Raw genomic sequence first — 23,469 nt, 5'->3', positions numbered from 1 at the left:
TAAATAGTTGTGCACGCAAACTCGTGAAAGTTTGCTTTTGAGCTAACTACCTGTTAGTGCCCACACTTATCGGCTGTTAATTGTTAAAGAACAAAGTGATTAATAAAGCTATTTACTTTATCAATCGATCTAGATATCGCTTTTAATATCCAGATTAAATTCATTTAATTTCTTTTGCTTAACTGCGCTGTTTGCTCAGCAGCAAAGATTGAAATTATGACAGCGTTTTAAATCATTGTCAAGGATTTTTTTAAATATTTTAAAAAGTTTTTAAGCGATGTTTATATGTCGTTTAAAAGGCTTTTTAGAATATGGCTAACTTTAAAGTTAACGTAACTAATGTTTAGCGTTTTTTCACACTTATTCTACGTTTACTTTAGTCAGCTTCTCAATCACCACTAGTGGATAACCCCTAGTTGGTTATCAAGAAAGAATGAAATTATGACAGTATTTTTAAAGCTTGGCAAGCCTTTTTAGAAAAAATTTTATATTTTTTTGGATTGTTGCTTTCTGGCCTCTTATTTATTTATGTTAGTCTCTCAAGTCATGCGGTTATCGCGCACATACTGCCCAAAAGTACTTCCCTATCGACATACCACGTAAGCACTCTGTTAGTCCGCCTACAGCTTTGGCGCTTGGGCTCATAAGAGACTTCTTCCTGACGATGTTCGTATAACTTTAAGAATGTGGTAATAATACAAACTGATTCGAGCCACCCACCATGTCGATAGCCCTCTTCATCATGGCGAATTCCTTAAGTGCGCTGCTTGGCTTTGCACCTTGTCTTTGCTATTGGTATAAGCTTTCAAGTCGAAAACAACCAACGACTTTTCTCAATAAGTTCCTGGTTAACTATCGCCACTTTGACCTATGACCTCTACATCCTGACTCTGCTTAACACATGTTTTTAACGTGTTTGAGCAGTTTTAGCTTTCTGGGGAGCTTATACTTAACCATCTTCTTGCAGCAAACTAAGTTTTATCATTGATAAGCAAGAATCATCATCCTCAGCTTAGTCCTTATTGCGCCTATCAGAGCCTTTTCTTTGTCAGCAGATGTTGTGTCAAACCCCTAAACACGGATAAAGTCAGCGCCATACTGTTTTTTAATAATGCAAGACATGGACGTGTAAATCAGCTAGCAACACACAGCATCAGGCTGTTTCACCATTAACGACTAGCGGCAAACCGCGATTTGTGGATACACGGTACACGTTCACACACCCCATCAGCAAGTTGGCACTGGGGCTCCTTTTTAGACATGAAGCTTTTGGGTTTCGGATTCAAAATGGCGCTGTTAGTATGCAATTCGTTTTTTCGTAACACGATCGCTTATTTAAATATAACTAAATGCAGAGCAGTGACGTATTTGCTCTTGCTACTGCATCAGTGTTTATAAACCATAAACAAAGAACTATCAAACACAAAAAAAGTAAGGGCGTACCATTACCCTTTTTAATCGCCTACTTTCTAAACCCTAAAGGCGGCGGTGAATTTTCTTTGATTTCTTTTACTAGTCTCTTAACTCATCGTCTTGTTCTTGTTTTTATGGATGCGAGCGATTGGGCATTTATGAGAGCTCTTATTTGATAGTGAAATAGTTAAGAATACTTTTTTATGTTTTTATTAAGTAAGGATGGCTTTGAGGAAGGATCCTGAAGGGATTTAAAGAGAGTCTAAGAGACTGAAAGATGGGGATTGGTGCCGGCTACAAGAGTCGAACTCGTGACCTTCTGATTACAAATCAGCTGCTCTACCAACTGAGCTAAGCCGGCCCCTAAAAAAGAATTATTATAGGGTAGCAAATAAATAAAAGCAAGGTTTTTTGGATTAAATCAACAAAAACTTAAATTTTTGCTACCTTAATGCAACAAACTTTATAAAACAAAGAGAGATTTTTTTATTTAATAATTTTGAGTACGGATTTTTTAGGTTTGTCACTCTTAGTGCTGGATCGATTGTTACGGCTTGAATGTAACTTAGGCGCCGCCCCCTCTTCTGGGGCAGACAACTCGTAATCCTCTGACACCCTGAAGTTCATACCTTCTTGAGACTCTCTGGAGAAAAAGGCTTCACATCGAGCAATAGGCACACTAATCTGCTGGGCGCGGCCACTAAATCGCGCCTCAAAAGAAATATATTCATCGCTAATAAAGAAATCTTTAGTGGCTGTAAAACCGATATTAAACACGATGACGCCATCTTTGACCAATGCTTGAGGCACCTGACAATTGGCATCCACACGCACCACGACGTGGGGTGTCTGACCTTGATCCAGGCACCAGTTATACCAAGCTTGGATCAGTTCCGCTTTGCTTGAAGAGGTAGTCATGAGTTTCCTTTAGAGATGAAAGTCGTTATGAACTAGCGACGCATAACTTTTTCTGAAGGCGTCAATGCCTCTATGTAGGCCGGTCTAGAAAAAATACGCTCAGCGTATTTTTGTAGAGGCGCGGCATTTTTAGGAAGGGAGATGCCGTAATGCTCGAGGCGCCATAACAACGGGGCTAAGGCCACATCCAACATGGAGAATTCATCACCGAGCAGGTATTTGTACTGAGACATGATAGGTGCCAACATCGCTAATTGATCGCGAATCGCTTTGCGGGCGTGATCAAGCTTCTCTTCGTTGTCGCTTAGCGTACGATCTTCGAGGGTGAGCACATGCACGAACAGTTCTTTTTCGAAGTTGTGTAAGAACAAACGGGCCCGCGCACGCATGACTGGGTCGCCCGGCATCAGTTGTGGATGCGGGAAACGCTCATCAATGTATTCATTGATAATATTAGATTCGTATAGAATTAATTCTCGCTCGACAAGAATAGGCACGGTACCGTATGGATTCATAACGGTGATGTCATCTGGTTTATTGAATAAATCAATATCACGGACCTCAAAGTCCATGCCTTTTTCGTAAAGAACAAAACGACAACGTTGTGAAAACGGGCAGGTTGTACCCGAATAAAGTACCATCATAAAGACATTCTCCTGTCGGTAATACCTATCAAACTAAAAAGGCCAGCTTAAGGCCGACCTTAATATCACTATTCTACATTAAAAAGGGTCAAGTCTCGACTTGACCCCTGCTTATGCTTATTTGACGTGTTTCCAGTATGTGCGGTTGAGGAACCAGGCGACCACAAAGAAGAACGCTAGGAATAACATCACCCACGTTCCCAAAACTTTGCGGAAGTGTTGTTGTGGTTCAGCCATCCAGCCCATAAAGGCGGCCAAATCAGCGACATCTTTCTTGAAGACTTGCTCCTTGTTAGGGTCTAAATATTTGATCTCGGCATGATGCTCAGGCCCACCAGAATAATCATTTAAGACTTCATCCGAAACCGTATCCGCAAACCCATGCGCATCGTAATGCGTAACTGTTTTCTTCCATTCGCTACTACCGTCTTCTTTTTCGAGCTGATGCACATCCGTGATAGAGACTTCGGTAGGACCCGCGACGTCCCACAATGGGTTAGGCATACCGACATTCGGGAAAATTAGGTTGTTCCAACCGGTATCTCGACCTTGATCACGATAGAATGATTGCAAATAGGTGTATAAATAATCGGTACCTGGTTGACCTAAGTTTTCGGCTTTAGCGCGAGCCATAACAGACAGATCCGGTGGTGTCGTACCAAACCATTTTTTGGCATCGTCAGGGCGCATCGCAATTTGCATAAGATCGCCCACTTTGCCTTCCGTAAAGAGTAGATTATCTTCGATTTGCTTTTCGGTCAGACCAATTTCTGTGAGTTTGTTATAGCGCAAGGCGTTGGCGCTATGACAGTTCAGACAGTAATTTACAAACAGTTTGGCACCGTTTTGCAGGGCTTGCATATCGTTTACACCCACCGGTGCTTTTTGCCACTCAGCACCCCCTTCATTGGCAAACACAGGGAGCGCGCTGGCACAGAATAAAATTAATGAGGCTAGAAATTTTTTCATGATTTACTCCTGTTAGTGTTGCTTAAAGGTAACGCGATCAGGAACTTGCTTGAATTTACCTAAGCGACTCCAGACAGGCATAAAGAAGAAAAATGCCAAATAAATGACCGTACCCACTTGGGAAACAATATTCAGTAGCGGTGACGGTGCTTTGGTACCGATAATACACAAGACAATAAAGTCAACAATAAAGATGGCGTATAAGAACTTATGCCAAGTTGGACGGTAGCGGATTGATTTGACGGGAGATTTATCTAACCAAGGCAAGAAACCAAGAATCACTACGGTTCCGCCCATCACCACAACACCCCAGAACTTCGCATCAAAGGTGCGTAAACCAACGGCCACTAAGACGAGCACCACAGGCCACAAAATACGCCATAAGCCTTTGATATTTTTGTTGAGTAATATATAAACCGCGAAGAATAAGGCAAAGGCTATTAAGGCCCAGGTGAATTCATCGGTGGTAGCCCGCAACATTGAGTAGAAGGCAGTGAAATACCAAACTGGCGCAATATGCGGTGGTGTTTTGTAAGGGTCAGCAGGTAAGAAGTTGTTCGCTTCTAGGAAATACCCTCCCATCGTAGGGGCAAAGAACATAATGGCGGCAAAGACTAACAAGAAGCCAGCCACGCCTAAAATATCGTGTACTGAGTAGTAAGGGTGGAAAGGAATACCGTCTAAAGGACGACCATTGCGATCTTTGTTGGCTTTGATCTCGATACCATCCGGGTTGTTGGAACCGACTTCATGTAACGCAATAATATGAGCCACCACTAAACCAATTAAGACCAACGGAATGGCAATCACATGAAAGGCAAAGAAACGGTTAAGCGTCGCATCTGAGACGACAAAGTCACCACGAATCCAAGTAGAGAGGCCATCACCGACAAAAGGTATGGCGGAGAAAAGGTTAACAATTACTTGGGCGCCCCAGTAAGACATTTGACCCCAAGGTAATAAATAACCAAAGAAGGCTTCGGCCATTAAGCACAAGAAAATACAGACACCGAAAATCCAGACTAATTCACGGGGTTTGCGGTAAGAACCATAAAAAAGACCGCGCAACATGTGCAAATACACCACCACGAAGAACATGGAGGCGCCGGTGGAGTGCATATAGCGGATAATCCAGCCATAAGGCACTTCGCGCATGATGTATTCGACGGATAAGAAAGCTAATTTGGCATCCGGCTTATAATGCATCACCATAAAAATACCAGTGAGGATTTGAATCACTAATACCAACATGGCTAATGAGCCAAAGAAATACCAAAAGTTAAAATTCTTAGGAGCGTAGTACTCGCTCATGTGCTCCTTAAACATTTTGGTTAATGGGAAACGGCGGTCAATCCAGCCCATTAATCCAGTTGTTTGTACTACTTTATCGCCAGCCATAAAAGGCTCCTTATGCATAATTATTTAATCTAGAAATTCGTGCTTTGAGTCAGCTAAAACCTAGAGCATCGTTAGGACTAAGATGCTGATTCCTCGCCCACTAAGATGTTGTTATCATCAATAAAATAGTACGGAGGGACTAGTAAATTGTCTGGTGCCGGTTGGTTTTTGAAGACGCGACCCGCTAAGTCAAACTTAGAACCGTGGCATGGGCACAAGAAGCCACCCTGCCAATTACCAGGCATGCCTTCGTCGGCACCGACTTTGAAGCGGGGGGATGGCGAACAGCCTAAGTGCGTACAGATACCGACCATAACCATCCACTCAGGTTTGCGAGAGCGATGCTCGTTTTGGGCAAAGGCGGGTGTAAAGCCTGGGCGCTCGGATTTAGGATCGGCTAATAAGTCGTCATTTTTGGTGAGATCAGCAATCATTTCTGGCGTGCGATGTAACACCCAGACCGGCTTACCTTGCCACTCGGCTGTCACCATAGTGCCAGGTTTGACAATACTCAAATCAATTTGGACGGGAGCACCAGCGGCTTTGGCGCGATCAGAAGGATTCATGGAAGCCACGAATGGTACCAGGGTAGCGACCGTCGCTGCGCCACCCACCGCACAGGCGCTGCCTAACCAAAAGCGTCGGGATGGATCATCGGGAAGCACGGTTGGAGAAGATTGAAAATCCTCTATGCCTTGCAAATCTGACTGTTGTTGATTATTAGAAGATTGACTCATATGTATCCTTTATGGTCAAAATTTTGTTACAAATTTTGCAGATGATTATAGTAATTTACAACTGTTTATAGTTTTTTCGTTTTATTATACAAACTCATGCCATTCTACAATTAATTAAAGACGGACATTATGAGTAAAATCAAAGGTTTTGTGCAGGAATTCAAACACTTCGCCATCAAGGGCAATATGGTCGATATGGCTATCGCTGTCATTATTGGCGGTGCTTTTAGCAAAATTATTGACTCTCTCGTCAAAGACGTACTCATGCCACTCATCAATTTAATTATTGGCAATGAAGTGAACTTTAATAATTTATTTATTGTGTTGGGACGCCCCGCTGGTTACAACGGTCCCGAAACTTACGAAGCCCTAAAAGCAGCAGGCGCCAATATTTTCGCCTATGGTAGCTTTCTGACCATCTTGATTAACTTCTTGATTTTGGCCTTTGTGGTGTTTTTGATTGTCAAGGCGATTGCCAGCGCCCGTGCCCACTTTGAGAATTCCAAAGAGGAAGAAAAAGCCACCGCTGCCGAGCCTGCCGATACGGTTTTATTACGTGAAATTCGTGATCTTCTCAAACAACAAGGTCGCCAGCCTGCTGACGTAGCCTCTAAAAATAGTCAAGACTCTGTCTCGCAATAGGCCGTACAGACATGTAAATAAGCCCCAAGCACCTATGTTTGGGGCTTATTTGTGTCTTTACTGTGCCTCAGAACCCGCTTATTTATCTTTAGTTAGATAGGGTTAGCAATTTCTAGGTATTCTATATCGAGGTCTGGGAAATGTTGTTGCAAAGCCTGACCCAGCGCTTGGATACCATATCTCTCGGTAGCGTGATGTCCCGCCTCAAAATACGCAACACCATTTTCGCGGGCTAAATGACAAACCTGCTCCGAAGCCTCGCCAGTGATATAAGCATCTGCACCCGCTTGAATGGCTTCTTCAAACATGCCTTGGGCGCCACCTGTACACCAGGCAATTTTGTGTAATGTTTGTTGGGGTTCCCCAATGACGATGGGTTGACGTTGGAGGCGCTTGGCAATGGTTTGTGTCATTTGCGCTACAGTAATGGCCCCCTCCTTAGGTTGCCCTAACCAAATCAGATCCGCCGCGCCCACAGTCTGTGGCTTTCCTGCCACAAGCATAGGTTGCAAGTCGAGTACCTTCGCTAAACAGGCATTATTACCCCATTCTGGATGCGCGTCCAAAGGCAAGTGATAGCCAATCAGATTAATATCATGCTTAATTAGACTGGCTATACGGTTGTATTTCCAGCCAATTATGCGGCTGTCCTCATTCTTCCAAAACCAACCATGATGTACAATAATGGCATCAGCCTGTTTTTTGATAGCCGCTTGTACCAGTGCCAAGCTAGCTGTCACACCCAACACAATTTTTTTTATCGTGGGTTTGCCCTGAACTTGGAGACCATTCGGCGCATAATCCCTGAAATTATCAGGCTGTAGCTGCTGCTCTAACCAAGTAGTAATGTCTGCTATATTGACTTGACTCACACTCTATCCTTATAAATCGTCTATGTTTCGATATTGGTTAATTTTTGCTCAAACGGTAACTATCTGCTTAGCGCTGGCGTTTACTATCAGCACGATCCGTCCGGGTTGGATTGGCCAACAACTGGAGGTCAATCCTGCACCTACAGCTACCGTTAAGATAGAGCCTTCCGTCATCATCAATAACGACAATCAAGAAGCGATTAGTCCGACCGCCACGGTCTTTACGTCTTATGCAGACGCCGTCAAACAAGCGGCCCCGTCTGTGGTTAACATTTATACCACCAAACATATTAACACTTCGCCGCTCAAGGGTTTGAATGATATCCCCGCACTCAGGCCACTATTACGCGAACAAAACGAACTCCAAAAGCGCTTAACCACGCCCACTAGCTTGGGCTCAGGGGTGGTCGCCAACCAAGATGGCTATATTCTCACTAACTATCATGTCGTCGAAGCCGCTGATGCGATTGAAGTGGCCTTTATTGATGGTCGCAAAAGTGCGGCCAAGTTTATTGGTTACGACCCAGATACTGATTTAGCCGTACTCAAAGTCGATAGTAGCACTGAGGTTGTACCTATTCATTTTGATGACAAACAAACCATGAATGTGGGTGACGTAGTGCTTGCCATTGGTAACCCTTTTGGGGTGGGGCAAACCACCACCATGGGCATTATTTCGGCACTAGACCGCTCCGGCTTGGGTATCAATACTTATGAGAATTTTATTCAAACTGACGCCGCCATTAATCCTGGTAACTCTGGCGGTGCGCTGATTAATGTCAATGGCAATTTAATTGGTATTAATACGGCTATTTATTCAGAATCTGATAATGGTGGTTCCTTAGGGATTGGCTTTGCCACACCCGCGGCGAGCGCCCTCAAAATCATGCAAGAAATCATTGATACGGGTTCTGTGTCCCGTGGCTGGTTAGGCGTCGAACCACAAGACGTGACGGCAGAGCTAGCCAAGGCCTTCAAATTACCAGAAAGCCGCGGCATTATTATTGCTTCGATTGGCCAAAACAGTCCGGCGCAAGCAGCAGGCTTACAAGTCGGTGATATTATCCAACAGCTCAACGGCAAGCCTGCCATTAGTACGAGCGCCATGCTCAACGAGGTCGCGAATCTTAAACCCGGCACCAAAATCAAAGTCCAAGTGCTACGGTCAGGATCGGTGCTCAATTACGAGGTGACATTAGCCAAGCGACCACGCTCTTTTGATTAACTCATTTGTCAAAAAAACCCAAGCACTACGGTGACTTGGGTTTTTTGATGGGGGACGATTGAAGGCTTTTTAGTGTTGGTCTGAATCCAAAGTTTGTTTAGCTTGTACTCGCAAAAAACGCGAGACAATTAAACCCACCTCATACAGCACACACAAGGGTATCGCCATCATCAATTGACTCATGACGTCTGGTGGTGTGACAATCGCCGCCACAACAAAGGAACCCACAATCACATACCCCCGCGCTTTGCGCATAGTTTGCAGCTCCACAATCCCTAGACTGACGAGCACCATAACCACGACAGGCACTTCGAAGGTCATGCCAAACACGATAAACATCGTCATGACAAAGCTTAGGTAGGCTTCGATATCGGGTGCCATCGTGATAGAACTCGGTGCCACCATATTGACAAAATGGAACACGGAACGAAAAACCACAAAATAGCAAAACGCCATGCCCACAATAAATAAGATGGTCGAAGAAAAGACCAAGGGTAGAACCAAACGCTTTTCGTGCTTATATAAGCCTGGCGCAATAAAGGCCCAGAATTGATACAAGACGTAGGGTAAGGCAATCACAAAGGCTAATAAAAAAGTGACTTTGATGGGCACCATAAATGGCGTTATCACGCCAGTAGCAATCATGGTGTGGCCTGGTGGCAAGGTACTGATCATGGGTGCCGCTAAGACATCGTAGACGCGTGAGGTACCCGGCCAAATGCATAATAAAATAAAAATGACAAACACCGACAAGCCCGCCCGGATTAAACGCGAGCGTAGTTCAGTGAGATGTGTAAAAAAGCCCTCTTCTTGGGGATCTTGTGATTGTGCTGAGGAACTCATCCCTCATCCTTTGTGGTTGATGATGCCGCCGTCGTACTGGACGTGTTGGACGGATTGGCAACGCTTGAGGCTGGCTGATCCTTCTCTGGTGCAGAAGACGACGTCGCTGGCGCCTGGTCTGGTTGGGACTGAGAAGATGATGATTCTGAGGCCGACGCCTGCGGCTTATGATGAGAACGCTCGGGCAACGGCGACAAGGATGCTTTGAGCTGTTGGTCTAGATCTTGGCTTTGTTGCTTAAAAGATTCAAACGGCTGTTTAATTTCATTGATCTGAGAACTAAAACTAGACTTCACTTGCGATGTCGTTTGCGTGATATCGTCCTTGAATTTATTAAAATCCTCGATATCAATCTCTCGCTTAATGTCGCTTTTTATGTCATTGACATAGCGCTGGACACGCCCGATCAATAAGCCAGCCGTACGGGCTACCTTAGGAAGGCGCTCAGGGCCAATCACTACCAAGGCAACTACGCCGATGACCATGAGCTCCCCAAAACTAAAACCAAACATAACAATACAACTTAATGATGACTACAGAGAAATTCACCAAGCTTAGCCCTTAGGGCTGGCGTTGATCGTTATGGCTTTGCTCAGTTTGATTTTGTTGGAAATTAGTATCTGTAAAATCGCTATCGACTTTTTGTTTAGTTTGGGAGTTATTCAAAGCGGCTTGTTTATCCTCTTCTTCGGCTTCGCGCATGCCTTTTTTGAAGCCCTTGATGCCAACACCAAGATCCTCTCCGATATTGCGTAGTTTTTTGGTGCCAAAGACTAATAAAACCACCAAAATAACAATAATCCAATGCATTGGACCAAATGAACCCATCTTTATACTCCTGTTGATTGGCGAGCGGCCTTTTCGGCTAGACCAGAAGTGCCCTCGCGCCGTGATAATTCTTGAATAATGTCGCTTGCAGATAAACCATAATAGGTCAAGGCAACCAGGCTGTGAAACCATAAATCAGCGACTTCATATATAATTTTATCGTTTTTTTGATCTTTACAAGCCATAATCAATTCACCACTCTCTTCTGCTATTTTTTTGAGAAAAGCATCAGGACCGTTGGCGAGTAACTTAGCCACATAGGATTGTTTGGGATCGCCACCCTTCGCGGGCAAACGCTGTTGCAAAGTGGCACATAATTGCTCTAAAAAATCAGACGGTGTTTGACTCATGAATATAGCTCTTTGGGATCGACTAAAACATCATCGGTGATCTGCCAGCTTAACTGCCCCTGCACCTCTTGTAACTCTCTAAAAAAACAGCTTTCACGTCCAGTATGACAGGCCGCGCCGCCCACTTGCTCGACCTTGACGAGGAGCACATCGGCATCACAGTCTAGGTGAATCGAGTGCAAGCGCTGGATATGGCCTGACTGCTCTCCTTTTTTCCAGAGCTTTTTGCGTGACCGCGACCAATACACCACTTGCTTGGTCTTGACGGTTAATTGGAGGGCTTCATGATTCATCCAGGCCACCATGAGTAGGCGGCCACTCGCCGCATCTTGTGCCACCACAGGAATCAATCCCTGCTCATTAAAATTAACCTCTCTGAGCCAATCCATGCTAAGTCATCCTCACAGCAATGCCTTGAGCGGCCATAAACGCTTTGCATTCGGCAATGGTGTATGCACCATAATGAAAAATACTAGCAGCCAAGACTGCATCTGCACCGCCCATGGTCACACCATCGGCTAAATGTTGCAATTCGCCGACGCCCCCAGAGGCGATGACAGGGATAGACACAACCTCGTTAACGGCACGCGTAAGGTCTAAATCAAAGCCTGACTTGGTGCCGTCTTGATCCATGCTGGTCAGCAAAATCTCGCCAGCGCCTAACTCACAGACCTTGGCAGCCCACTCGATAGCATCTATGCCTGTCGCTTTGCGACCGCCATGAGTATAAACTTGCCAGTGCTCTTGGCCATCGGCCTTACGGCTGCGGCGGGCGTCAATCGCCACGACCAGGCATTGTGAGCCATAGTAAGCAGCAATTTCAGCAATGAGCTCTGGTTGTTGTAATGCCGCACTATTGATAGATACCTTATCGGCTCCGGCATTGAGCAGACGTTGTACATCGCTAAGTTTGCGGACCCCACCACCTACGGTTAAGGGAATAAATACTTGGCTTGCGGTTTGTTCGATAATCGGCAAAATTAGATCACGATCATCGCTCGTGGCCGTAATATCTAAAAAAGTGATCTCGTCAGCACCCTGTTCATTGTATCGACGCGCAATCTCTATAGGATCACCCGCATCTTGGAGTGACACAAAGTTCACACCTTTGACAACGCGACCCGCCGTTACATCGAGACAAGGAATGATGCGCTTGGTCAGACCACTGCGCGGCTCGCTCAAGTGAGGTGAGGGCGTGGTCAGCGCTTGCACTATTCGGCCTCTTCACTCAGTTCGTCAGCTAAATCCAGAGCATCTTGGAAGTCGATCGTGCCTTCGTAGATACTACGGCCCAAAATAACGCCTTCAATGCCTTCTTGCTCGACTTGGCAAAGCTTCTCGATGTCGGATAAATCAGTGACACCACCAGACGCAATAATAGGAATATTGACAGCCTGCGCCAATTTAACAGTAGCTTCAAGATTGACGCCTGAGAGCATGCCATCTCGACCAATATCGGTATAAATAATAGATTCGACGCCAAAATCTTGGTATTTTTTGGCGAGATCAATTACATCATGTTTGGTTAATTTGCTCCAGCCATCGGTCGCCACTCTGCCCTCTTTGGCGTCTAAACCAACGATAATATGCCCTGCAAAGGCGCTACAAGCGTCTTGTAAGAAACCTGGATCTTTGACAGCGGCCGTGCCAATAATGACGTATTCGATGCCGTTATCGAGATACAGTTCGATGGTCTCCATGTCACGAATGCCACCACCTATTTGGATAGGGATGTCGTAACCTACGCTTTTTACAATTTGCTTAATCACCGAAAGATTCTTAGGCTTACCGGCAACAGCGCCATTTAGATCAACCAGATGCAGTCTCGGTGCGCCTTGATCGAACCAGTTATTGGCCACCGTTAAAGGGTCATCAGAAAAAATAGTGGCGTCCTTGAGATCGCCTTGACGTAAACGAACACATTGACCGTCTTTGAGGTCAATTGCTGGAATAAGCAACATAATAATAAAGGGTTTGAAACTGTAGCGACGCTACAGGCGAGAGTTAATACAAAGTTATAGTTATAACCTATATTGCGTCTGTATGTGTTGTAAAAATTATGCAAATTGACATTGTTTTGAGGCAACTTAAATATGCCACTCAACAAAATTTTGCAAAAGCTGCAAACCCGCACGGCCGCTTTTTTCGGGATGAAACTGCACCGCAAATACATTGTCCTTTGCAATGGCACTACAAAATTCATGGCCATATAAGGTTTGACCCACCACGTGCGGGCCTGCGGTATCGGCATAATAGCTATGCACAAAATAAAAATAATCCTCATCAGGGATGCCCCGCCATAAGACGTGGGTATGCGTGTGTTTGACACGGTTCCACCCCATGTGCGGGACTTTGAGGCTGATGGCCTCTTTAGCATGACTAAAGGCTGGCCCTGCAAATTTACGTACAACCCCTGGTAACAAGCCTAGACAAGCGCTATCGCCTTCTTCGCTACGGTTAAATAGCATCTGAAATCCGACACACACCCCTAATACAGGCTTGCTGTCTAAACTCTCTAAAACAGCTTGTTGCAGCGCATGTTTTTGGAGATTTGCCATACAGTCACGCATGGCGCCTTGGCCTGGCAAGACAAGTCTGTCGGCTTGAGCGATTTGGGCGGCCGTGGTAGCCAATTGCACTTGAGCCTCTGGCACGGCAGCTTGCAAGGCACGAGCCACTGAGTGTAAGTTGCCCATGCCATAATCGACCACCGCTAGGTGCTTAACCTTGGACATTAGAGTACGCCTTTGGTCGAAGGAATGCTTGCTTGGGCTCGTGGATCCTGACTTAAGGCCATACGCAAGGCGCGGCCAAAAGCTTTAAAAACGGTTTCGGCCTGATGATGAGCGTTGCTGCCTTTGAGATTATCGATATGCAAAGTGACTCGGGCATGATTGACAAAGCCTTGAAAGAACTCCTGCACCAGATCGACATCAAACTGTCCGATACGCGCGCGACTAAAAGGCACATGAAAAAACAAGCCAGGGCGACCAGAAAAGTCAACCACCACACGAGAGAGTGCTTCATCTAAGGGCACATAGGCATGGCCGTAACGCAGAATGCCTTTTTTGTCACCTACGGCTTGAGCAAAGCACTGCCCCAATGCAATGCCAATGTCTTCAACCGTGTGATGATCATCGATATGAAGGTCACCACGACAAAAGACTTCGAGATCTATCAAACCATGGCGAGCAATTTGATCCAACATATGGTCCAAGAAGGGCACGCCGGAATCCAATTGCTGCTTTCCTGTACCGTCTAGGTTGATAGCGACTTTGATTTGCGTCTCGAGTGTATCGCGACTTACTTGAGCAGTGCGCATAGTTCACCCCTTTTTGATTCGATATTGCGCGCTGGCGGCATGCGCCGGCAAGCCCTCGCCCTGAGCCAGGGTAGCCGCGATCTGTCCCAAATGCTGTGCTCCTTGGGCGGACACCTGGATCAGGCTTGAACGTTTTTGAAAATCATACACGCCGAGTGGTGAAGAAAAGCGCGCGGTGCGGGCTGTCGGTAGTACATGATTGGGGCCTGCACAATAATCACCTAAAGCCTCTGAACTATAAGGCCCCAAAAAGATGGCGCCGGCATGACGAATTTGTGCCAAACAAGATGATGGGTCTTGCACCGAAAGCTCCAAATGCTCAGGGGCAATTTGGTTGGCAATCGTACAGGCCTGTGCTAAATCCTTTACTTGAATGAGCGCACCGCGATGCGCTAAGCTGCTCGCAATAATGGCTTGACGCGGCATTTGTGGTAATTGGCGCGCGATCGACGCCTCGACTGCGGCTAGGAAGTCAGGGTCTGGACTCAATAAAATCGCTTGGGCTAATTCATCGTGCTCAGCCTGCGAAAATAAATCCATGGCAATCCAATCCGCCTCGGTGTGACCGTCACAGATAATTAAAATCTCACTGGGCCCCGCTACCATATCGATCCCCACCGTTCCAAAAACCCGACGTTTGGCGGCGGCCACAAAGGCGTTGCCTGGACCGACGATTTTGTCGACTTGTGACATACTTTGGGTACCATAGGCCAAGGCCGCAATTGCTTGTGCCCCGCCTATGGTCAATACTTGATCGACACCGGCGACCGCTGCTGCAGCCAATACCAGGGGATTGCGTTGACCATGCGGCGTGGGCGTGGTCATGATAATTTGTTTAACACCCGCCACCTTGGCAGGAATAGCATTCATCAATACCGAAGATGGATAGGCGGCCTTACCACCTGGCACGTATAAACCAACACGATCCATAGCCGTCACTTGTTGACCCAATACCGTGCCATCGTCTTCTTGGTAATGCCAGCTTTGCATTAATTGGCGCTCATGATACTGGCGTACCCTTTGGGCAGCCGCCTCTAGGGCTTGTTTCTGCTCTGCGGGTAAGGCTTGTAAAGCCTGTTGACATTCTTCTTGGGAAATCACCAAATCTGCCAGACAGGTACATTCAATTTGATCAAAACGTTGTGTATATTCGATGACGGCCGCATCACCCCGCTGCTGGACATCTTTGAGGATATTGGCGACCGCGCTTTCGATCGCCTCGTCTTGGGCATCGTCGTAACGTAGTAAGTCGTTGAGTTTGCTAGAAAAATCGGGCTCGAGTGCATTTAAACGGTTGATGAGTGGCATAAGCAGTCCTAGCGTGTGGCTTGCGCAAAGGCATCCAAATAGGGTTGCAATAACTGGGCTTTAGTTTTGAGGGCCGCTTGATTAACGATCAAGCGCGAAGAGATGGGCATGACCGTCTCGGCTTCGACCAAATTATTGGCTTTGAGAGTGCCACCAGTAGAAACAATATCGACAATGGCATCGGCCAAGCCCGTAAGGGGCGCCAGCTCCATTGAGCCATAGAGCTTGATTATATCGACGTGCACGCCCTTGGCGGCGAAATGCTCACGAGTGATCTTGGTGTATTTAGTGGCTACCCGTAAGCGCGAGCCCTTCTGGACCGCTTTTTGGTAGTCGAAACCCGCCCGCACGGCCACGCATAAGCGGCATTTGGCGATTTGTAAGTCGATGGGTTGATATAAACCACCCGAATATTCTTTGCTGTATTCGTATAGAATGTCGCGGCCGGCAATCCCAAAATCGGCCGCGCCATACTGCACATACGTAGGCACATCGGAGGCCCTGACAATTAATAGCCTAAGACTTGCTTCACTGGTCGCTAAAATAAGCTTACGAGAATGCTCTGGGTTATCGTGAACCTCTATGCCCACTTGCTTAAGTAAAGGTAAAGTATCTTCAAAAATACGACCCTTGGATAAGGCCAGCGTCAGGCTATTTTCATTCATTAGGACACTCGTTCGATGTTGGCTCCAACTGCTTTTAGTTTTTTTTCCATTTGGGCATAGCCACGATCCAGATGATAGATGCGATCGATAATGGTCTCGCCCTTGGCGGCTAAGGCGGCGATTACAAGACTGGCCGAAGCGCGTAAATCGGTGGCCATGACATGAGCGCCAGAGAGTTGCTCTACGCCATTGACAACCGCGGTATGCCCATCAACTACTATATCAGCATTTAAACGCAAAAGTTCAGCCACATGCATAAAGCGATTTTCAAAAATATTCTCGGTAATTACGCCCGTGCCATCGGCCACCACATTCATGGCCATCATTTGCGCTTGCATATCGGTCGGAAATCCTGGATGTTCGCTAGTCTTGAAGCTCACGGCTTTGGGGCGCTGCTTCATGACGGCACGAATCGTATCCTCCCCTAGCGTTAATTCTAGACCGGCTTCGCTGAGCTTATCGAGCACCACAGTTAATGTGTCGGGAGCGACGTGACGCAAGGTAATATCGCCGCCGACCGCGGCCACCGCACACAAGAAGGTCCCCGTCTCTATGCGATCAGGCACAATGCTGTAATCCACCCCATGGAGGCTGTCCACCCCTTCAATCTCTATTCTTGGCGTGCCATGCCCAGTGATTTTGGCGCCCATGGCGATGAGAATATTGGCCAAATCTACGACTTCGGGCTCACAGGCCGCATTTTCTAGGATAGTCGTGCCTTTCGCGAGGACGGCAGACATTAAAAATTGCTCAGTGCCGCCCACGGTAACCATGTCAGTCAAGATACTGCTACCTACAAGGCCGTTAGGGCCGCTCGTACCCACCACAAAACCATGCTCGATTTCTAGGTTGGCCCCCAGGGCCTTGAGCCCCTTGATATGTTGATCTACCGGACGTTGACCAATGGCACAGCCCCCAGGCAAGCTCACTTTGGCTTTTCCTAAACGCGCTAATAAAGGGCCTAGGACTAGAATAGAAGCGCGCATGGTTTTGACGAGTTCATATGGGGCCTCGTGCGATTGCAACGCGTCTGACTGTAACTGCACTTCATTGTTAGAAAGCCAATTGACCTTGACCCCTAACTGCTGCAACACCGATAGCATGGTGGTGACATCATGCAGTTTAGGGACATTGCGCAAGGTGACGACTTCGTCGGTTAATAAGGTGGTACAGAGAATAGGTAAAGCGGCGTTTTTGGCGCCATCAATCATAATCTCGCCTCGTAGGGGCTGACCACCATGAATCTTCAGTTTATCCATTTTGTTGATATTCTTCTGGGGTTAACGTCTTCATAGAGAGGGCATGGATTTCGTCTTTCATGCGCTCGCCCAAGGCTTGATACACTAACTGGTGCCTAGCAATCAAACGCTTACCCTCAAATAAAGGGCTGACAATGATGGCTTCAAAATGGGCGCCATCACCTGCGACTTCGACTTTGTCACAGCTTAGATTATCGGCAATTGCCGCTCGTACTTGTTCTGGAGTGGGTAACATCATAGTGATTAAAAATTTTTAGAATCTAATATTAAAACACGGTTTAATGACAGAAAGGCGTTAGGGCTAGCAATAAAACAACGGCTTAGTAGCGTAATTTATATCCTGTGACCAAAAGCCGCAGCGCCGCCGCCGATACCAAGACAAAGGTGATCGCCACCACCAACAGACTTTGCCAGGGTGAGACATCAGAGACCCCAAAAAAGCCAAAGCGCAAGCCGTCAATCATATAAAACACAGGGCTCCATGCCGAAACATGTTGCCAAAAGATAGGCAAGCTATGAATCGAATAGAAGACCCCCGATAAAAACGTAGCCGGCAAAATCAAGAAGTTTTGGAACACGGCGAGCTGGTCGAATTTTTCTGACCACAGCCCCGCCACTAAACCCAGCGCCGCCATAATACCGCAGGCAAACAAAGAAAACGCTCCAACCCACAAGAAATTTTGCGGTAAGGTGAGATGGAAAAAAGCAGAGGCTAGCCACAAAACAATGCCCACTAAGAGCCCGCGACTTACGCCCGCTAAGACGTATGCAAAATAAATTTCATAGGGACTCAAGGGCGGCAATAAAATAAAAATTAAATTACCCGTAATGCGACTTTGCATGAGCGATGAAGACACATTGGCAAAGGAGTTTTGCAACATACTCATCATCACCAAGCCCGGAATTAAGAAGGCAATATACGGCACTTGGCCACCATAGACACTGACACGATCCTCAAGCACGTGAGAGAACACCAACAAATACAGCGCCGAGGTCACTACTGGCGCTAGTACAGTTTGCATCCAGACTTTGCCAAAACGCATGATTTCTTTTTTGAACAGGGTCGGAAAGCCTGACCCAAAGCGGATTTCTTGTTCTTGACGCATAATTATTCCTGATGACTGGCCATGGCGAGTGTAAAAGCATGCTCTAAATCTTGATTACCATAGCGCTCAATCAAGGTCTGAGTTTGATCCAAATCGACCAATTTGCCGAGCTTCAGAAAGGCAATTCGTTGACACAAATCCTCTGCTTCTTCTAGATAGTGAGTAGTCAACAAAATCGTATGCCCTTGCTCATTGAGTCGTTTGACAAACTCCCATAAGCTTTGGCGCAAATCAACATCCACCCCCGCCGTAGGCTCATCGAGAATAATGACTGGCGGCTTATGCACCAAGGCTTGGGCCACTAAAACTCGCCTTTTCATGCCTCCCGACAAACTGCGCATATTCGCATTGCTCTTGTCCTGTAGCCCCAAATTGAAGAGAATTTCGTCAATCCAATCGTCGTTATGGCGTATGCCAAAATAACCCGATTGCAGCCTAAGGGTTTCGCGCACTGTAAAAAACGGATCATACACCAGCTCCTGAGGCACAATGCCAAGATGGCGACGTGCTTCTTGGTATTGGCTTTGCACATCAAAATCCAAGACCTTGGCCTGACCTGAAGTGGCCTTGACGAGGCCGGCCAGAATCGAAATCAAGGTAGTTTTGCCGGCCCCATTGGAGCCAAGTAAACCGAAAATTTCACCCTCTTTGACCTCAAAAGAAACATCATCAAGCGCTTGAAAACCTTCGCTTTCTTGCCTCATTAAGGTTTGCCAAAGGGTTCTTTTGTAGGGAAAAACTTTGTGGATATGTTGATAGGAGATGGCTGACATTGTTATTGCTTTAGGTGAATGGGCACGTCCATACAAAATAAAAAAACTTGTCGGTGTGCACAGACAAGTACTTTAATTATAACGTTTATTGCAATACCATGAAGTGAGCCCAAGCCTTCATTACTGCGCTCGGTCATCAGACACAAAAAAACGGGCCGAGGCCCGTTTTTTTGTGGTGAGTATTGTTATTTGATGTTGTGGCTTTGCAGCGCCTTAATCAGACCATCGATACCGCCACGATTGATCTCTTGCGTAAATTGGTTACGATAGTTTTGGATTAACCAAATACCTTCGACGCTGAAGTCGTAGACTTTCCATGTGTTGCCACTTTTTTCGAGACGGTAGTCGACGGCGACCGGACCATTGGCGGCAGAGATACTAGAACGCACCACCACGTCCTTGGCTTGGGCATTACCGCGAAACGGTTGCAAGGTGATCTTAGTATTTGGCGTGATATTTTTGAAAGCACCACTATACGTACGAATCAAGGTTTCTTTGAAGCCCTCAGTAAGCTGCTGCTTTTGGGCATCAGTGGCCTTACGCCAAGGTTGACCAACGGCTAAACGTGTGGTTTTTTGGAAATCAACATTAGGCATGAGGTGCTGATTGACAATACCTTGGATAGCGGCAATATTGCCATTGCGGGCCGCTGAGTTTTGTTTGAATGCGTTTAAAGTTTGATCACCGATGTTTTGGACAAAGGCATTGGGATCATTCGCCTGGGCTTGTGCGGGTGCAAAAACCCCTAGTGTCAGCGTAGTGGCCAAAGCGGCCGTGATAGTAGATTGCTTGAGTAAACGCATATAAAACTTCTCCTGTAGTTATCTGCTAACTGTACCGTAATCAGAGCCGCTTCGTTGTACAAGTTTGTCAGAAAATGTAAACAAAGTGGCACTCTAGGGATTTGCAGTGGCTCTATACGGGTCGAATTCAGACTTATTCGCCAGGATCATCATATTGTGGCACATCACTCGATGCACTCGCCGAAGGCGCTGCTGGCGCTGCGCTATCAGCCTCTGGGTCATCATAAGTAGGGACATCACTGCCAGTGCTGCTCGCGCCTGAATCTGCATCGGGGTCATCATAGCTTGGCAAGCCCGTATCATCCTCCAGAGTGCCAGAGTGATAAGGAACAAAGCCATTATCTTTAAAGCGTAAGTTGGTATCCCCACCTGCATCCCATTGATAGGCTTGAATACCTTCTTTGTCGGCACGTGTTTCTACTACCACAGGCGCTTTTTTCTGCTTGACCTTGGCATTACGGTTTTGCATATAGGCATCGCGAATAAAGCTGTATTTATCGAGCGCAATATCGCTGGCCAATTCATCGGCATCCAATAATTGATAACGCAAATCAATGTATTGCAGTGGTACCAGGCTATTGCGAACCGGCACCTCATCAATGCTCCAAGGCGACAAGTACATGAAATCGCGAGCGATCTCTGGGCCCATGGCCGCGGTATCTCTAAAATTGCTTGGTCCCTTGATAGGGATAGTCACAAAGGGACCAGAACCAATGCCCCAAACCCCCAAGGTGGTACCGAAATCATTGCTACGACGCTCCAAACCAGACATGCTAGCGACGTCTATACATCCGCCGAGACCGACGGTGCTGTTATAGAAAACACGGCTGAAGGTCTGCAAAGAGTCACGACCGCGCAATTGCAAGGTACTATTGATGCCTGACCAGACATCATCCAAGTTACCAAAAATATTACTGATGCAGGTTTTGATGCGATCCGGTACCGCCCAGCGATAGCCTTTGGCGACAGGTTTGAGCACAGCATCATCGATCGCTGTATTGACCTTATACATGGCTCGGTTATAGCCTTCGAGTGGGTCGTCTGGGTTGTGCGTACTAGCACAAGCCCCTAATAACAACGTACTGCTACAAATAAGTAAAGTTTTTTTTGAAATCATAGGTTTTCCTGTCGACTAAAAGCTTAGTGGCTGGTAGCAGGTGTAGGTTGAGCATTAGCTGGCTCTGCGTCGCTACTGTCAGCAGCGGCCTCACTACCTTCTTTTTCGGCAGTTGAATACAGGAATTTACTGATTAAATCCTCGAGTACCACGGCAGACGACGTCATGGTAATTTCATCACCATCGACTAAATCATCATCAGAGCCTGTTTGAATATCGATGTATTGCTCGCCCAATAAGCCGGCGGTTTTAATGGCGGCGATACTATCACGAGAGAATTTCTTGTCATTTTGCATGGACAATTTCACCACGGCTTTATACTCGTGAGGGTCAAACTCAATTGAGGTGACACGTCCGACGACGACACCACTGCTTTTGACCGCTGCGCGGGTTTTGAGTGAACCGATATTGTCAAATTTAGCCACTAAGGTGTAAGTAGGCTGAAAAGAAAATGTACTTAGATTACCTGCACGCAACGCTAAAAATAGCAAGGCTAAGCAACCTAATAACACAAAAATACCTACAATAAACTCTACTCTTTTGTTCGTCATTTTGTTACCTTTTTTCCGTAGAAAAAACTCTTAAAAATAGTGATGCCAAGATTAAAACATGATGGCGGTCATAATGAAGTCCAGACCCAATACCAATAAAGAACTCATAACCACCGTACGCGTAGTCGCGCGTGAGACCCCCTCGGGAGTCGCTTGGCAAGACCAGCCCTGATAAAGGGCCACCAGCATCACGGCCGCACCAAACACTAGACTTTTGATAAAGCCGTTGCATAAGTCTTCAAAGACATCTACGCCAGCTTGCATTTGTGACCAAAACGCGCCCTGATCGACTTCAATCATGACGACGCCAACTATCCAAGCACCTATCACACCAATGGCCGAAAAAATGGCGGCCAATAAAGGCATAGCGATGACCCCACCCCAGTAACGCGGAACGATAATACGCTCTATAGGATCAATCCCCATGACCTCAATGGCATCGAGCTGCTCGCCAGCCTTCATGAGACCGATTTCGGCAGTAATAGAGGTCCCTGCGCGACCGGCAAATAACAAGGCCGTGACCACTGGACCGAGCTCCCTGAGTAAGGCTAGGGCAACCATCAACCCTAAGGCTTCTTCGGAACCATAGGTCGCTAAAATATGATAGCCCTGAAAGGCCAGCACAAAGCCGACAAACAAGCCAGAAACGCCAATAATTAATAAGGAATAGACACCGATAAAGTGAATTTGTTGGATGGCTAAATAAGGTCGTTTGAGAATAGTGAGCAAACGGAACTGCTTGAGAAAAAATATAAAAAAAGTGCCGAGCCCCGTAATCACGTCGATGACTTTACGACCAATACACGTAATAAAATTCATTATTTTTCACCTCGGGCTTGTTTTGTCTCGAGCCAGTGCTCAAACGCCGGTGTGACCGGATAGTTGCTGTAATTGCGACCATCGGCAGGCAGCCCTTTGAGGAAGTTTTGCACAATTGGCTGGGTGCTTTGTTGCAATTGCTCTGGCGTGCCATTTTCAATGATGGTGCCATTGCCAATCATATATACATAATCAACAATCTCGAAAGACTCCTCAATGTCATGGGTCACTAATAAGGCGCCGCAATTAAATTGCTCGCACAAGCGACGAATTAAGGCCGCAATCATACCCAAAGACACGGGATCAAGGCCAGCGAAGGGCTCATCATAGAGAATGAGCTCCGGTTCCATGACAATTGCTCGCGCTAGCGCCACCCGTCTAGCCATGCCACCAGAAACCTCAGAGATACGTAAATGCGCAGCCGCGCGCAGACCTACTGCCTCGAGTTTCTCGAGGACGCGCGTGGTGATCTGTGGTTCGTTAAACGACGTGAGCTCCCGCAAAGGAAAAGCGACATTTTCAAAGACATTAAGATCGGTCAATAAGGCGCCCTGCTGAAAGAGCACGCCCATTTTTCTGCGCAGGGCAGATAGTTGCGCCCCCGTCGCATTGCCCAAATCCTGTCCTAGAAGGGTAACAGTCCCTTGTTTGGGTTTAAGTTGCCCGGTGATTGATTTGAGAATTGTGGATTTACCTGAACCAGAGCCACCGATGAGTGCGGCTACCTGACCCCGTACTACCTGCAAATTGACATCCGACAACACGACATTTTGGCCATAACCTAGGGCAACATCCTGTAGCTGCAAAATGCGGGTGTGATCGCTGTGACTTGCCTGTATTTGGGGATTTTCCATAGGTAAATACTTGAGTTTAAAGTTCTATTTTAGCGAAATAAGCGCTAGTTTGT

General features: G+C 46.6%; 28 protein-coding genes and 1 tRNA gene. 2 read left to right on the top strand and 27 right to left on the bottom strand.

The features are described from left to right. Positions 1–1,698 precede the first annotated feature (1,698 nt). The 6 genes from Q335_RS0103210 to petA all read right to left on the bottom strand — a co-directional run bounded on the left by Q335_RS0103210 (position 1,699) and on the right by petA (position 6,079). Positions 1,699–1,774: transfer RNA gene (locus Q335_RS0103210), tRNA-Thr, on the bottom strand. 125 nt (positions 1,775–1,899) lie between these two features. Next, the gene (locus tag Q335_RS0103205) at positions 1,900–2,331 is read right to left on the bottom strand and encodes a stringent starvation protein B (protein WP_028357407.1); all 432 of its coding nucleotides are present in this window, start codon (positions 2,329–2,331) and stop codon (positions 1,900–1,902) included. Between the two features lie 32 nt (positions 2,332–2,363). After that, positions 2,364–2,975 carry a glutathione S-transferase N-terminal domain-containing protein gene (locus Q335_RS0103200; protein WP_028357406.1) on the bottom strand — a complete coding sequence of 204 codons (612 nt, stop codon included), beginning with the start codon at positions 2,973–2,975 and terminating at the stop codon, positions 2,364–2,366. Positions 2,976–3,092: 117 nt separating this feature from the next. Further along, on the bottom strand, positions 3,093–3,944 hold the full coding sequence (locus Q335_RS0103195) for a cytochrome c1 (RefSeq protein ID WP_211248240.1): 852 nt from the start codon (positions 3,942–3,944) through the stop codon (positions 3,093–3,095). A 12-nt stretch (positions 3,945–3,956) separates the two neighbouring features. Beyond that, entirely contained in the window at positions 3,957–5,342 is a 1,386-nt protein-coding gene (locus Q335_RS0103190; protein ID WP_028357404.1) for a cytochrome b, read from the bottom strand. Positions 5,343–5,419: 77 nt separating this feature from the next. Next, complete coding sequence (petA, locus tag Q335_RS0103185; RefSeq protein ID WP_038369302.1) at positions 5,420–6,079, bottom strand: ubiquinol-cytochrome c reductase iron-sulfur subunit; 660 nt, start codon at positions 6,077–6,079, stop codon at positions 5,420–5,422. A gap of 129 nt (positions 6,080–6,208) precedes the next feature. Between petA and mscL the strand changes: the two genes are divergently transcribed. Then, the gene (gene mscL, locus Q335_RS0103180; RefSeq protein WP_028357402.1) at positions 6,209–6,721 is read left to right on the top strand and encodes a large conductance mechanosensitive channel protein MscL; all 513 of its coding nucleotides are present in this window, start codon (positions 6,209–6,211) and stop codon (positions 6,719–6,721) included. Between the two features lie 92 nt (positions 6,722–6,813). Here mscL and Q335_RS0103175 read toward each other — a convergent pair whose 3' ends face one another. Continuing rightward, positions 6,814–7,593, bottom strand: coding sequence for a Nif3-like dinuclear metal center hexameric protein (locus Q335_RS0103175; protein WP_028357401.1), 780 nt, complete (start codon positions 7,591–7,593; stop codon positions 6,814–6,816). Between the two features lie 22 nt (positions 7,594–7,615). Here Q335_RS0103175 and Q335_RS0103170 point away from each other — a divergent pair, with 22 nt between their 5' ends. Beyond that, positions 7,616–8,818, top strand: coding sequence for a S1C family serine protease (locus Q335_RS0103170; protein ID WP_028357400.1), 1,203 nt, complete (start codon positions 7,616–7,618; stop codon positions 8,816–8,818). Positions 8,819–8,887: 69 nt separating this feature from the next. Here Q335_RS0103170 and tatC read toward each other — a convergent pair whose 3' ends face one another. The 20 genes from tatC to Q335_RS0103070 form a co-directional block, all read right to left on the bottom strand. Continuing rightward, entirely contained in the window at positions 8,888–9,661 is a 774-nt protein-coding gene (gene tatC, locus Q335_RS0103165; protein WP_028357399.1) for a twin-arginine translocase subunit TatC, read from the bottom strand. After that, positions 9,658–10,173: a Sec-independent protein translocase protein TatB gene (gene tatB / locus Q335_RS0103160; protein ID WP_028357398.1), complete on the bottom strand. Its 516-nt coding sequence runs from the start codon at positions 10,171–10,173 to the stop codon at positions 9,658–9,660. Before tatB ends, tatC begins: the two co-directional genes overlap by 4 nt. A gap of 49 nt (positions 10,174–10,222) precedes the next feature. Further along, positions 10,223–10,489, bottom strand: a complete 267-nt coding sequence (gene tatA / locus Q335_RS0103155) for a Sec-independent protein translocase subunit TatA (RefSeq protein ID WP_028357397.1) — start codon at positions 10,487–10,489, stop codon at positions 10,223–10,225. Positions 10,490–10,491: 2 nt separating this feature from the next. Continuing rightward, positions 10,492–10,839: a phosphoribosyl-ATP diphosphatase gene (locus Q335_RS0103150; protein ID WP_028357396.1), complete on the bottom strand. Its 348-nt coding sequence runs from the start codon at positions 10,837–10,839 to the stop codon at positions 10,492–10,494. Further along, positions 10,836–11,228: a phosphoribosyl-AMP cyclohydrolase gene (hisI, locus tag Q335_RS0103145; protein ID WP_028357395.1), complete on the bottom strand. Its 393-nt coding sequence runs from the start codon at positions 11,226–11,228 to the stop codon at positions 10,836–10,838. Before hisI ends, Q335_RS0103150 begins: the two co-directional genes overlap by 4 nt. Before the next feature lies 1 nt (position 11,229). Next, positions 11,230–12,021 (bottom strand): imidazole glycerol phosphate synthase subunit HisF, encoded by a 792-nt coding sequence (hisF, locus tag Q335_RS0103140; RefSeq protein WP_028357394.1) that lies wholly within the window; start codon positions 12,019–12,021, stop codon positions 11,230–11,232. A 29-nt stretch (positions 12,022–12,050) separates the two neighbouring features. Beyond that, entirely contained in the window at positions 12,051–12,800 is a 750-nt protein-coding gene (hisA, locus tag Q335_RS0103135) for a 1-(5-phosphoribosyl)-5-[(5-phosphoribosylamino)methylideneamino]imidazole-4-carboxamide isomerase (protein ID WP_028357393.1), read from the bottom strand. Between the two features lie 126 nt (positions 12,801–12,926). Next, positions 12,927–13,574 (bottom strand): imidazole glycerol phosphate synthase subunit HisH, encoded by a 648-nt coding sequence (gene hisH / locus Q335_RS0103130; protein WP_028357392.1) that lies wholly within the window; start codon positions 13,572–13,574, stop codon positions 12,927–12,929. After that, on the bottom strand, positions 13,574–14,161 hold the full coding sequence (gene hisB / locus Q335_RS0103125; RefSeq protein WP_028357391.1) for an imidazoleglycerol-phosphate dehydratase HisB: 588 nt from the start codon (positions 14,159–14,161) through the stop codon (positions 13,574–13,576). The genes hisH and hisB overlap by 1 nt, the downstream gene beginning before the upstream one ends. A gap of 3 nt (positions 14,162–14,164) precedes the next feature. Continuing rightward, positions 14,165–15,469: a histidinol dehydrogenase gene (hisD, locus tag Q335_RS0103120; RefSeq protein ID WP_028357390.1), complete on the bottom strand. Its 1,305-nt coding sequence runs from the start codon at positions 15,467–15,469 to the stop codon at positions 14,165–14,167. A gap of 8 nt (positions 15,470–15,477) precedes the next feature. Beyond that, a complete protein-coding gene (gene hisG, locus Q335_RS0103115; protein ID WP_028357389.1) occupies positions 15,478–16,134 on the bottom strand; it encodes an ATP phosphoribosyltransferase in 657 nt (218 codons plus the stop codon). Then, positions 16,134–17,393 carry a UDP-N-acetylglucosamine 1-carboxyvinyltransferase gene (gene murA, locus Q335_RS0103110; RefSeq protein ID WP_028357388.1) on the bottom strand — a complete coding sequence of 420 codons (1,260 nt, stop codon included), beginning with the start codon at positions 17,391–17,393 and terminating at the stop codon, positions 16,134–16,136. The genes hisG and murA overlap by 1 nt, the downstream gene beginning before the upstream one ends. Continuing rightward, positions 17,386–17,628, bottom strand: coding sequence for a BolA family protein (locus tag Q335_RS0103105; RefSeq protein ID WP_028357387.1), 243 nt, complete (start codon positions 17,626–17,628; stop codon positions 17,386–17,388). Before Q335_RS0103105 ends, murA begins: the two co-directional genes overlap by 8 nt. An 85-nt stretch (positions 17,629–17,713) precedes the next feature. Beyond that, positions 17,714–18,499: an ABC transporter permease gene (locus Q335_RS0103100; protein WP_038369300.1), complete on the bottom strand. Its 786-nt coding sequence runs from the start codon at positions 18,497–18,499 to the stop codon at positions 17,714–17,716. 2 nt (positions 18,500–18,501) lie between these two features. Then, positions 18,502–19,272 carry an ABC transporter ATP-binding protein gene (locus Q335_RS0103095; protein WP_028357385.1) on the bottom strand — a complete coding sequence of 257 codons (771 nt, stop codon included), beginning with the start codon at positions 19,270–19,272 and terminating at the stop codon, positions 18,502–18,504. A 185-nt stretch (positions 19,273–19,457) separates the two neighbouring features. Beyond that, positions 19,458–20,075 carry an MlaC/ttg2D family ABC transporter substrate-binding protein gene (locus Q335_RS0103090; protein WP_028357384.1) on the bottom strand — a complete coding sequence of 206 codons (618 nt, stop codon included), beginning with the start codon at positions 20,073–20,075 and terminating at the stop codon, positions 19,458–19,460. Positions 20,076–20,208: 133 nt separating this feature from the next. Next, on the bottom strand, positions 20,209–21,192 hold the full coding sequence (locus tag Q335_RS0103085) for an MlaA family lipoprotein (protein ID WP_028357383.1): 984 nt from the start codon (positions 21,190–21,192) through the stop codon (positions 20,209–20,211). A gap of 23 nt (positions 21,193–21,215) precedes the next feature. Further along, the gene (gene mlaD / locus Q335_RS0103080; RefSeq protein WP_028357382.1) at positions 21,216–21,743 is read right to left on the bottom strand and encodes an outer membrane lipid asymmetry maintenance protein MlaD; all 528 of its coding nucleotides are present in this window, start codon (positions 21,741–21,743) and stop codon (positions 21,216–21,218) included. Between the two features lie 51 nt (positions 21,744–21,794). Next, a complete protein-coding gene (gene mlaE / locus Q335_RS0103075; RefSeq protein WP_028357381.1) occupies positions 21,795–22,562 on the bottom strand; it encodes a lipid asymmetry maintenance ABC transporter permease subunit MlaE in 768 nt (255 codons plus the stop codon). Then, positions 22,562–23,416 (bottom strand): ABC transporter ATP-binding protein, encoded by an 855-nt coding sequence (locus Q335_RS0103070; protein ID WP_051532263.1) that lies wholly within the window; start codon positions 23,414–23,416, stop codon positions 22,562–22,564. Before Q335_RS0103070 ends, mlaE begins: the two co-directional genes overlap by 1 nt. Positions 23,417–23,469 lie beyond the last annotated feature (53 nt).

Origin of the sequence: Brackiella oedipodis DSM 13743 (assembly GCF_000621025.1) — a bacterium.
GTDB lineage: Bacteria > Pseudomonadota > Gammaproteobacteria > Burkholderiales > Burkholderiaceae_B > Oligella > Oligella oedipodis.
Note: the sequence above shows the minus strand (reverse complement) of the source record. Positions and strands in the feature narration are given on the sequence as shown.

Excerpts from the sequence above, each read along its gene's own strand:
- Q335_RS0103205 (WP_028357407.1), bottom strand. The coding sequence starts at position 2,331 with ATGACTACCTCTTCAAGCAAAGCGGAACTGATCCAAGCTTGGTATAAC.
- Q335_RS0103200 (WP_028357406.1), bottom strand. The coding sequence starts at position 2,975 with ATGATGGTACTTTATTCGGGTACAACCTGCCCGTTTTCACAACGTTGT.
- Q335_RS0103195 (WP_211248240.1), bottom strand. The coding sequence starts at position 3,944 with ATGAAAAAATTTCTAGCCTCATTAATTTTATTCTGTGCCAGCGCGCTC.
- Q335_RS0103190 (WP_028357404.1), bottom strand. The coding sequence starts at position 5,342 with ATGGCTGGCGATAAAGTAGTACAAACAACTGGATTAATGGGCTGGATT.
- petA (WP_038369302.1), bottom strand. The coding sequence starts at position 6,079 with ATGAGTCAATCTTCTAATAATCAACAACAGTCAGATTTGCAAGGCATA.
- mscL (WP_028357402.1), top strand. The coding sequence starts at position 6,209 with ATGAGTAAAATCAAAGGTTTTGTGCAGGAATTCAAACACTTCGCCATC.
- Q335_RS0103170 (WP_028357400.1), top strand. The coding sequence starts at position 7,616 with ATGTTTCGATATTGGTTAATTTTTGCTCAAACGGTAACTATCTGCTTA.
- tatC (WP_028357399.1), bottom strand. The coding sequence starts at position 9,661 with ATGAGTTCCTCAGCACAATCACAAGATCCCCAAGAAGAGGGCTTTTTT.
- tatB (WP_028357398.1), bottom strand. The coding sequence starts at position 10,173 with ATGTTTGGTTTTAGTTTTGGGGAGCTCATGGTCATCGGCGTAGTTGCC.
- tatA (WP_028357397.1), bottom strand. The coding sequence starts at position 10,489 with ATGGGTTCATTTGGTCCAATGCATTGGATTATTGTTATTTTGGTGGTT.
- Q335_RS0103150 (WP_028357396.1), bottom strand. The coding sequence starts at position 10,839 with ATGAGTCAAACACCGTCTGATTTTTTAGAGCAATTATGTGCCACTTTG.
- hisI (WP_028357395.1), bottom strand. The coding sequence starts at position 11,228 with ATGGATTGGCTCAGAGAGGTTAATTTTAATGAGCAGGGATTGATTCCT.
- hisA (WP_028357393.1), bottom strand. The coding sequence starts at position 12,800 with ATGTTGCTTATTCCAGCAATTGACCTCAAAGACGGTCAATGTGTTCGT.
- hisH (WP_028357392.1), bottom strand. The coding sequence starts at position 13,574 with ATGTCCAAGGTTAAGCACCTAGCGGTGGTCGATTATGGCATGGGCAAC.
- hisB (WP_028357391.1), bottom strand. The coding sequence starts at position 14,161 with ATGCGCACTGCTCAAGTAAGTCGCGATACACTCGAGACGCAAATCAAA.
- hisD (WP_028357390.1), bottom strand. The coding sequence starts at position 15,469 with ATGCCACTCATCAACCGTTTAAATGCACTCGAGCCCGATTTTTCTAGC.
- hisG (WP_028357389.1), bottom strand. The coding sequence starts at position 16,134 with ATGAATGAAAATAGCCTGACGCTGGCCTTATCCAAGGGTCGTATTTTT.
- murA (WP_028357388.1), bottom strand. The coding sequence starts at position 17,393 with ATGGATAAACTGAAGATTCATGGTGGTCAGCCCCTACGAGGCGAGATT.
- Q335_RS0103105 (WP_028357387.1), bottom strand. The coding sequence starts at position 17,628 with ATGTTACCCACTCCAGAACAAGTACGAGCGGCAATTGCCGATAATCTA.
- Q335_RS0103100 (WP_038369300.1), bottom strand. The coding sequence starts at position 18,499 with ATGCGTCAAGAACAAGAAATCCGCTTTGGGTCAGGCTTTCCGACCCTG.
- Q335_RS0103095 (WP_028357385.1), bottom strand. The coding sequence starts at position 19,272 with ATGTCAGCCATCTCCTATCAACATATCCACAAAGTTTTTCCCTACAAA.
- Q335_RS0103090 (WP_028357384.1), bottom strand. The coding sequence starts at position 20,075 with ATGCGTTTACTCAAGCAATCTACTATCACGGCCGCTTTGGCCACTACG.
- Q335_RS0103085 (WP_028357383.1), bottom strand. The coding sequence starts at position 21,192 with ATGATTTCAAAAAAAACTTTACTTATTTGTAGCAGTACGTTGTTATTA.
- mlaD (WP_028357382.1), bottom strand. The coding sequence starts at position 21,743 with ATGACGAACAAAAGAGTAGAGTTTATTGTAGGTATTTTTGTGTTATTA.
- mlaE (WP_028357381.1), bottom strand. The coding sequence starts at position 22,562 with ATGAATTTTATTACGTGTATTGGTCGTAAAGTCATCGACGTGATTACG.
- Q335_RS0103070 (WP_051532263.1), bottom strand. The coding sequence starts at position 23,416 with ATGGAAAATCCCCAAATACAGGCAAGTCACAGCGATCACACCCGCATT.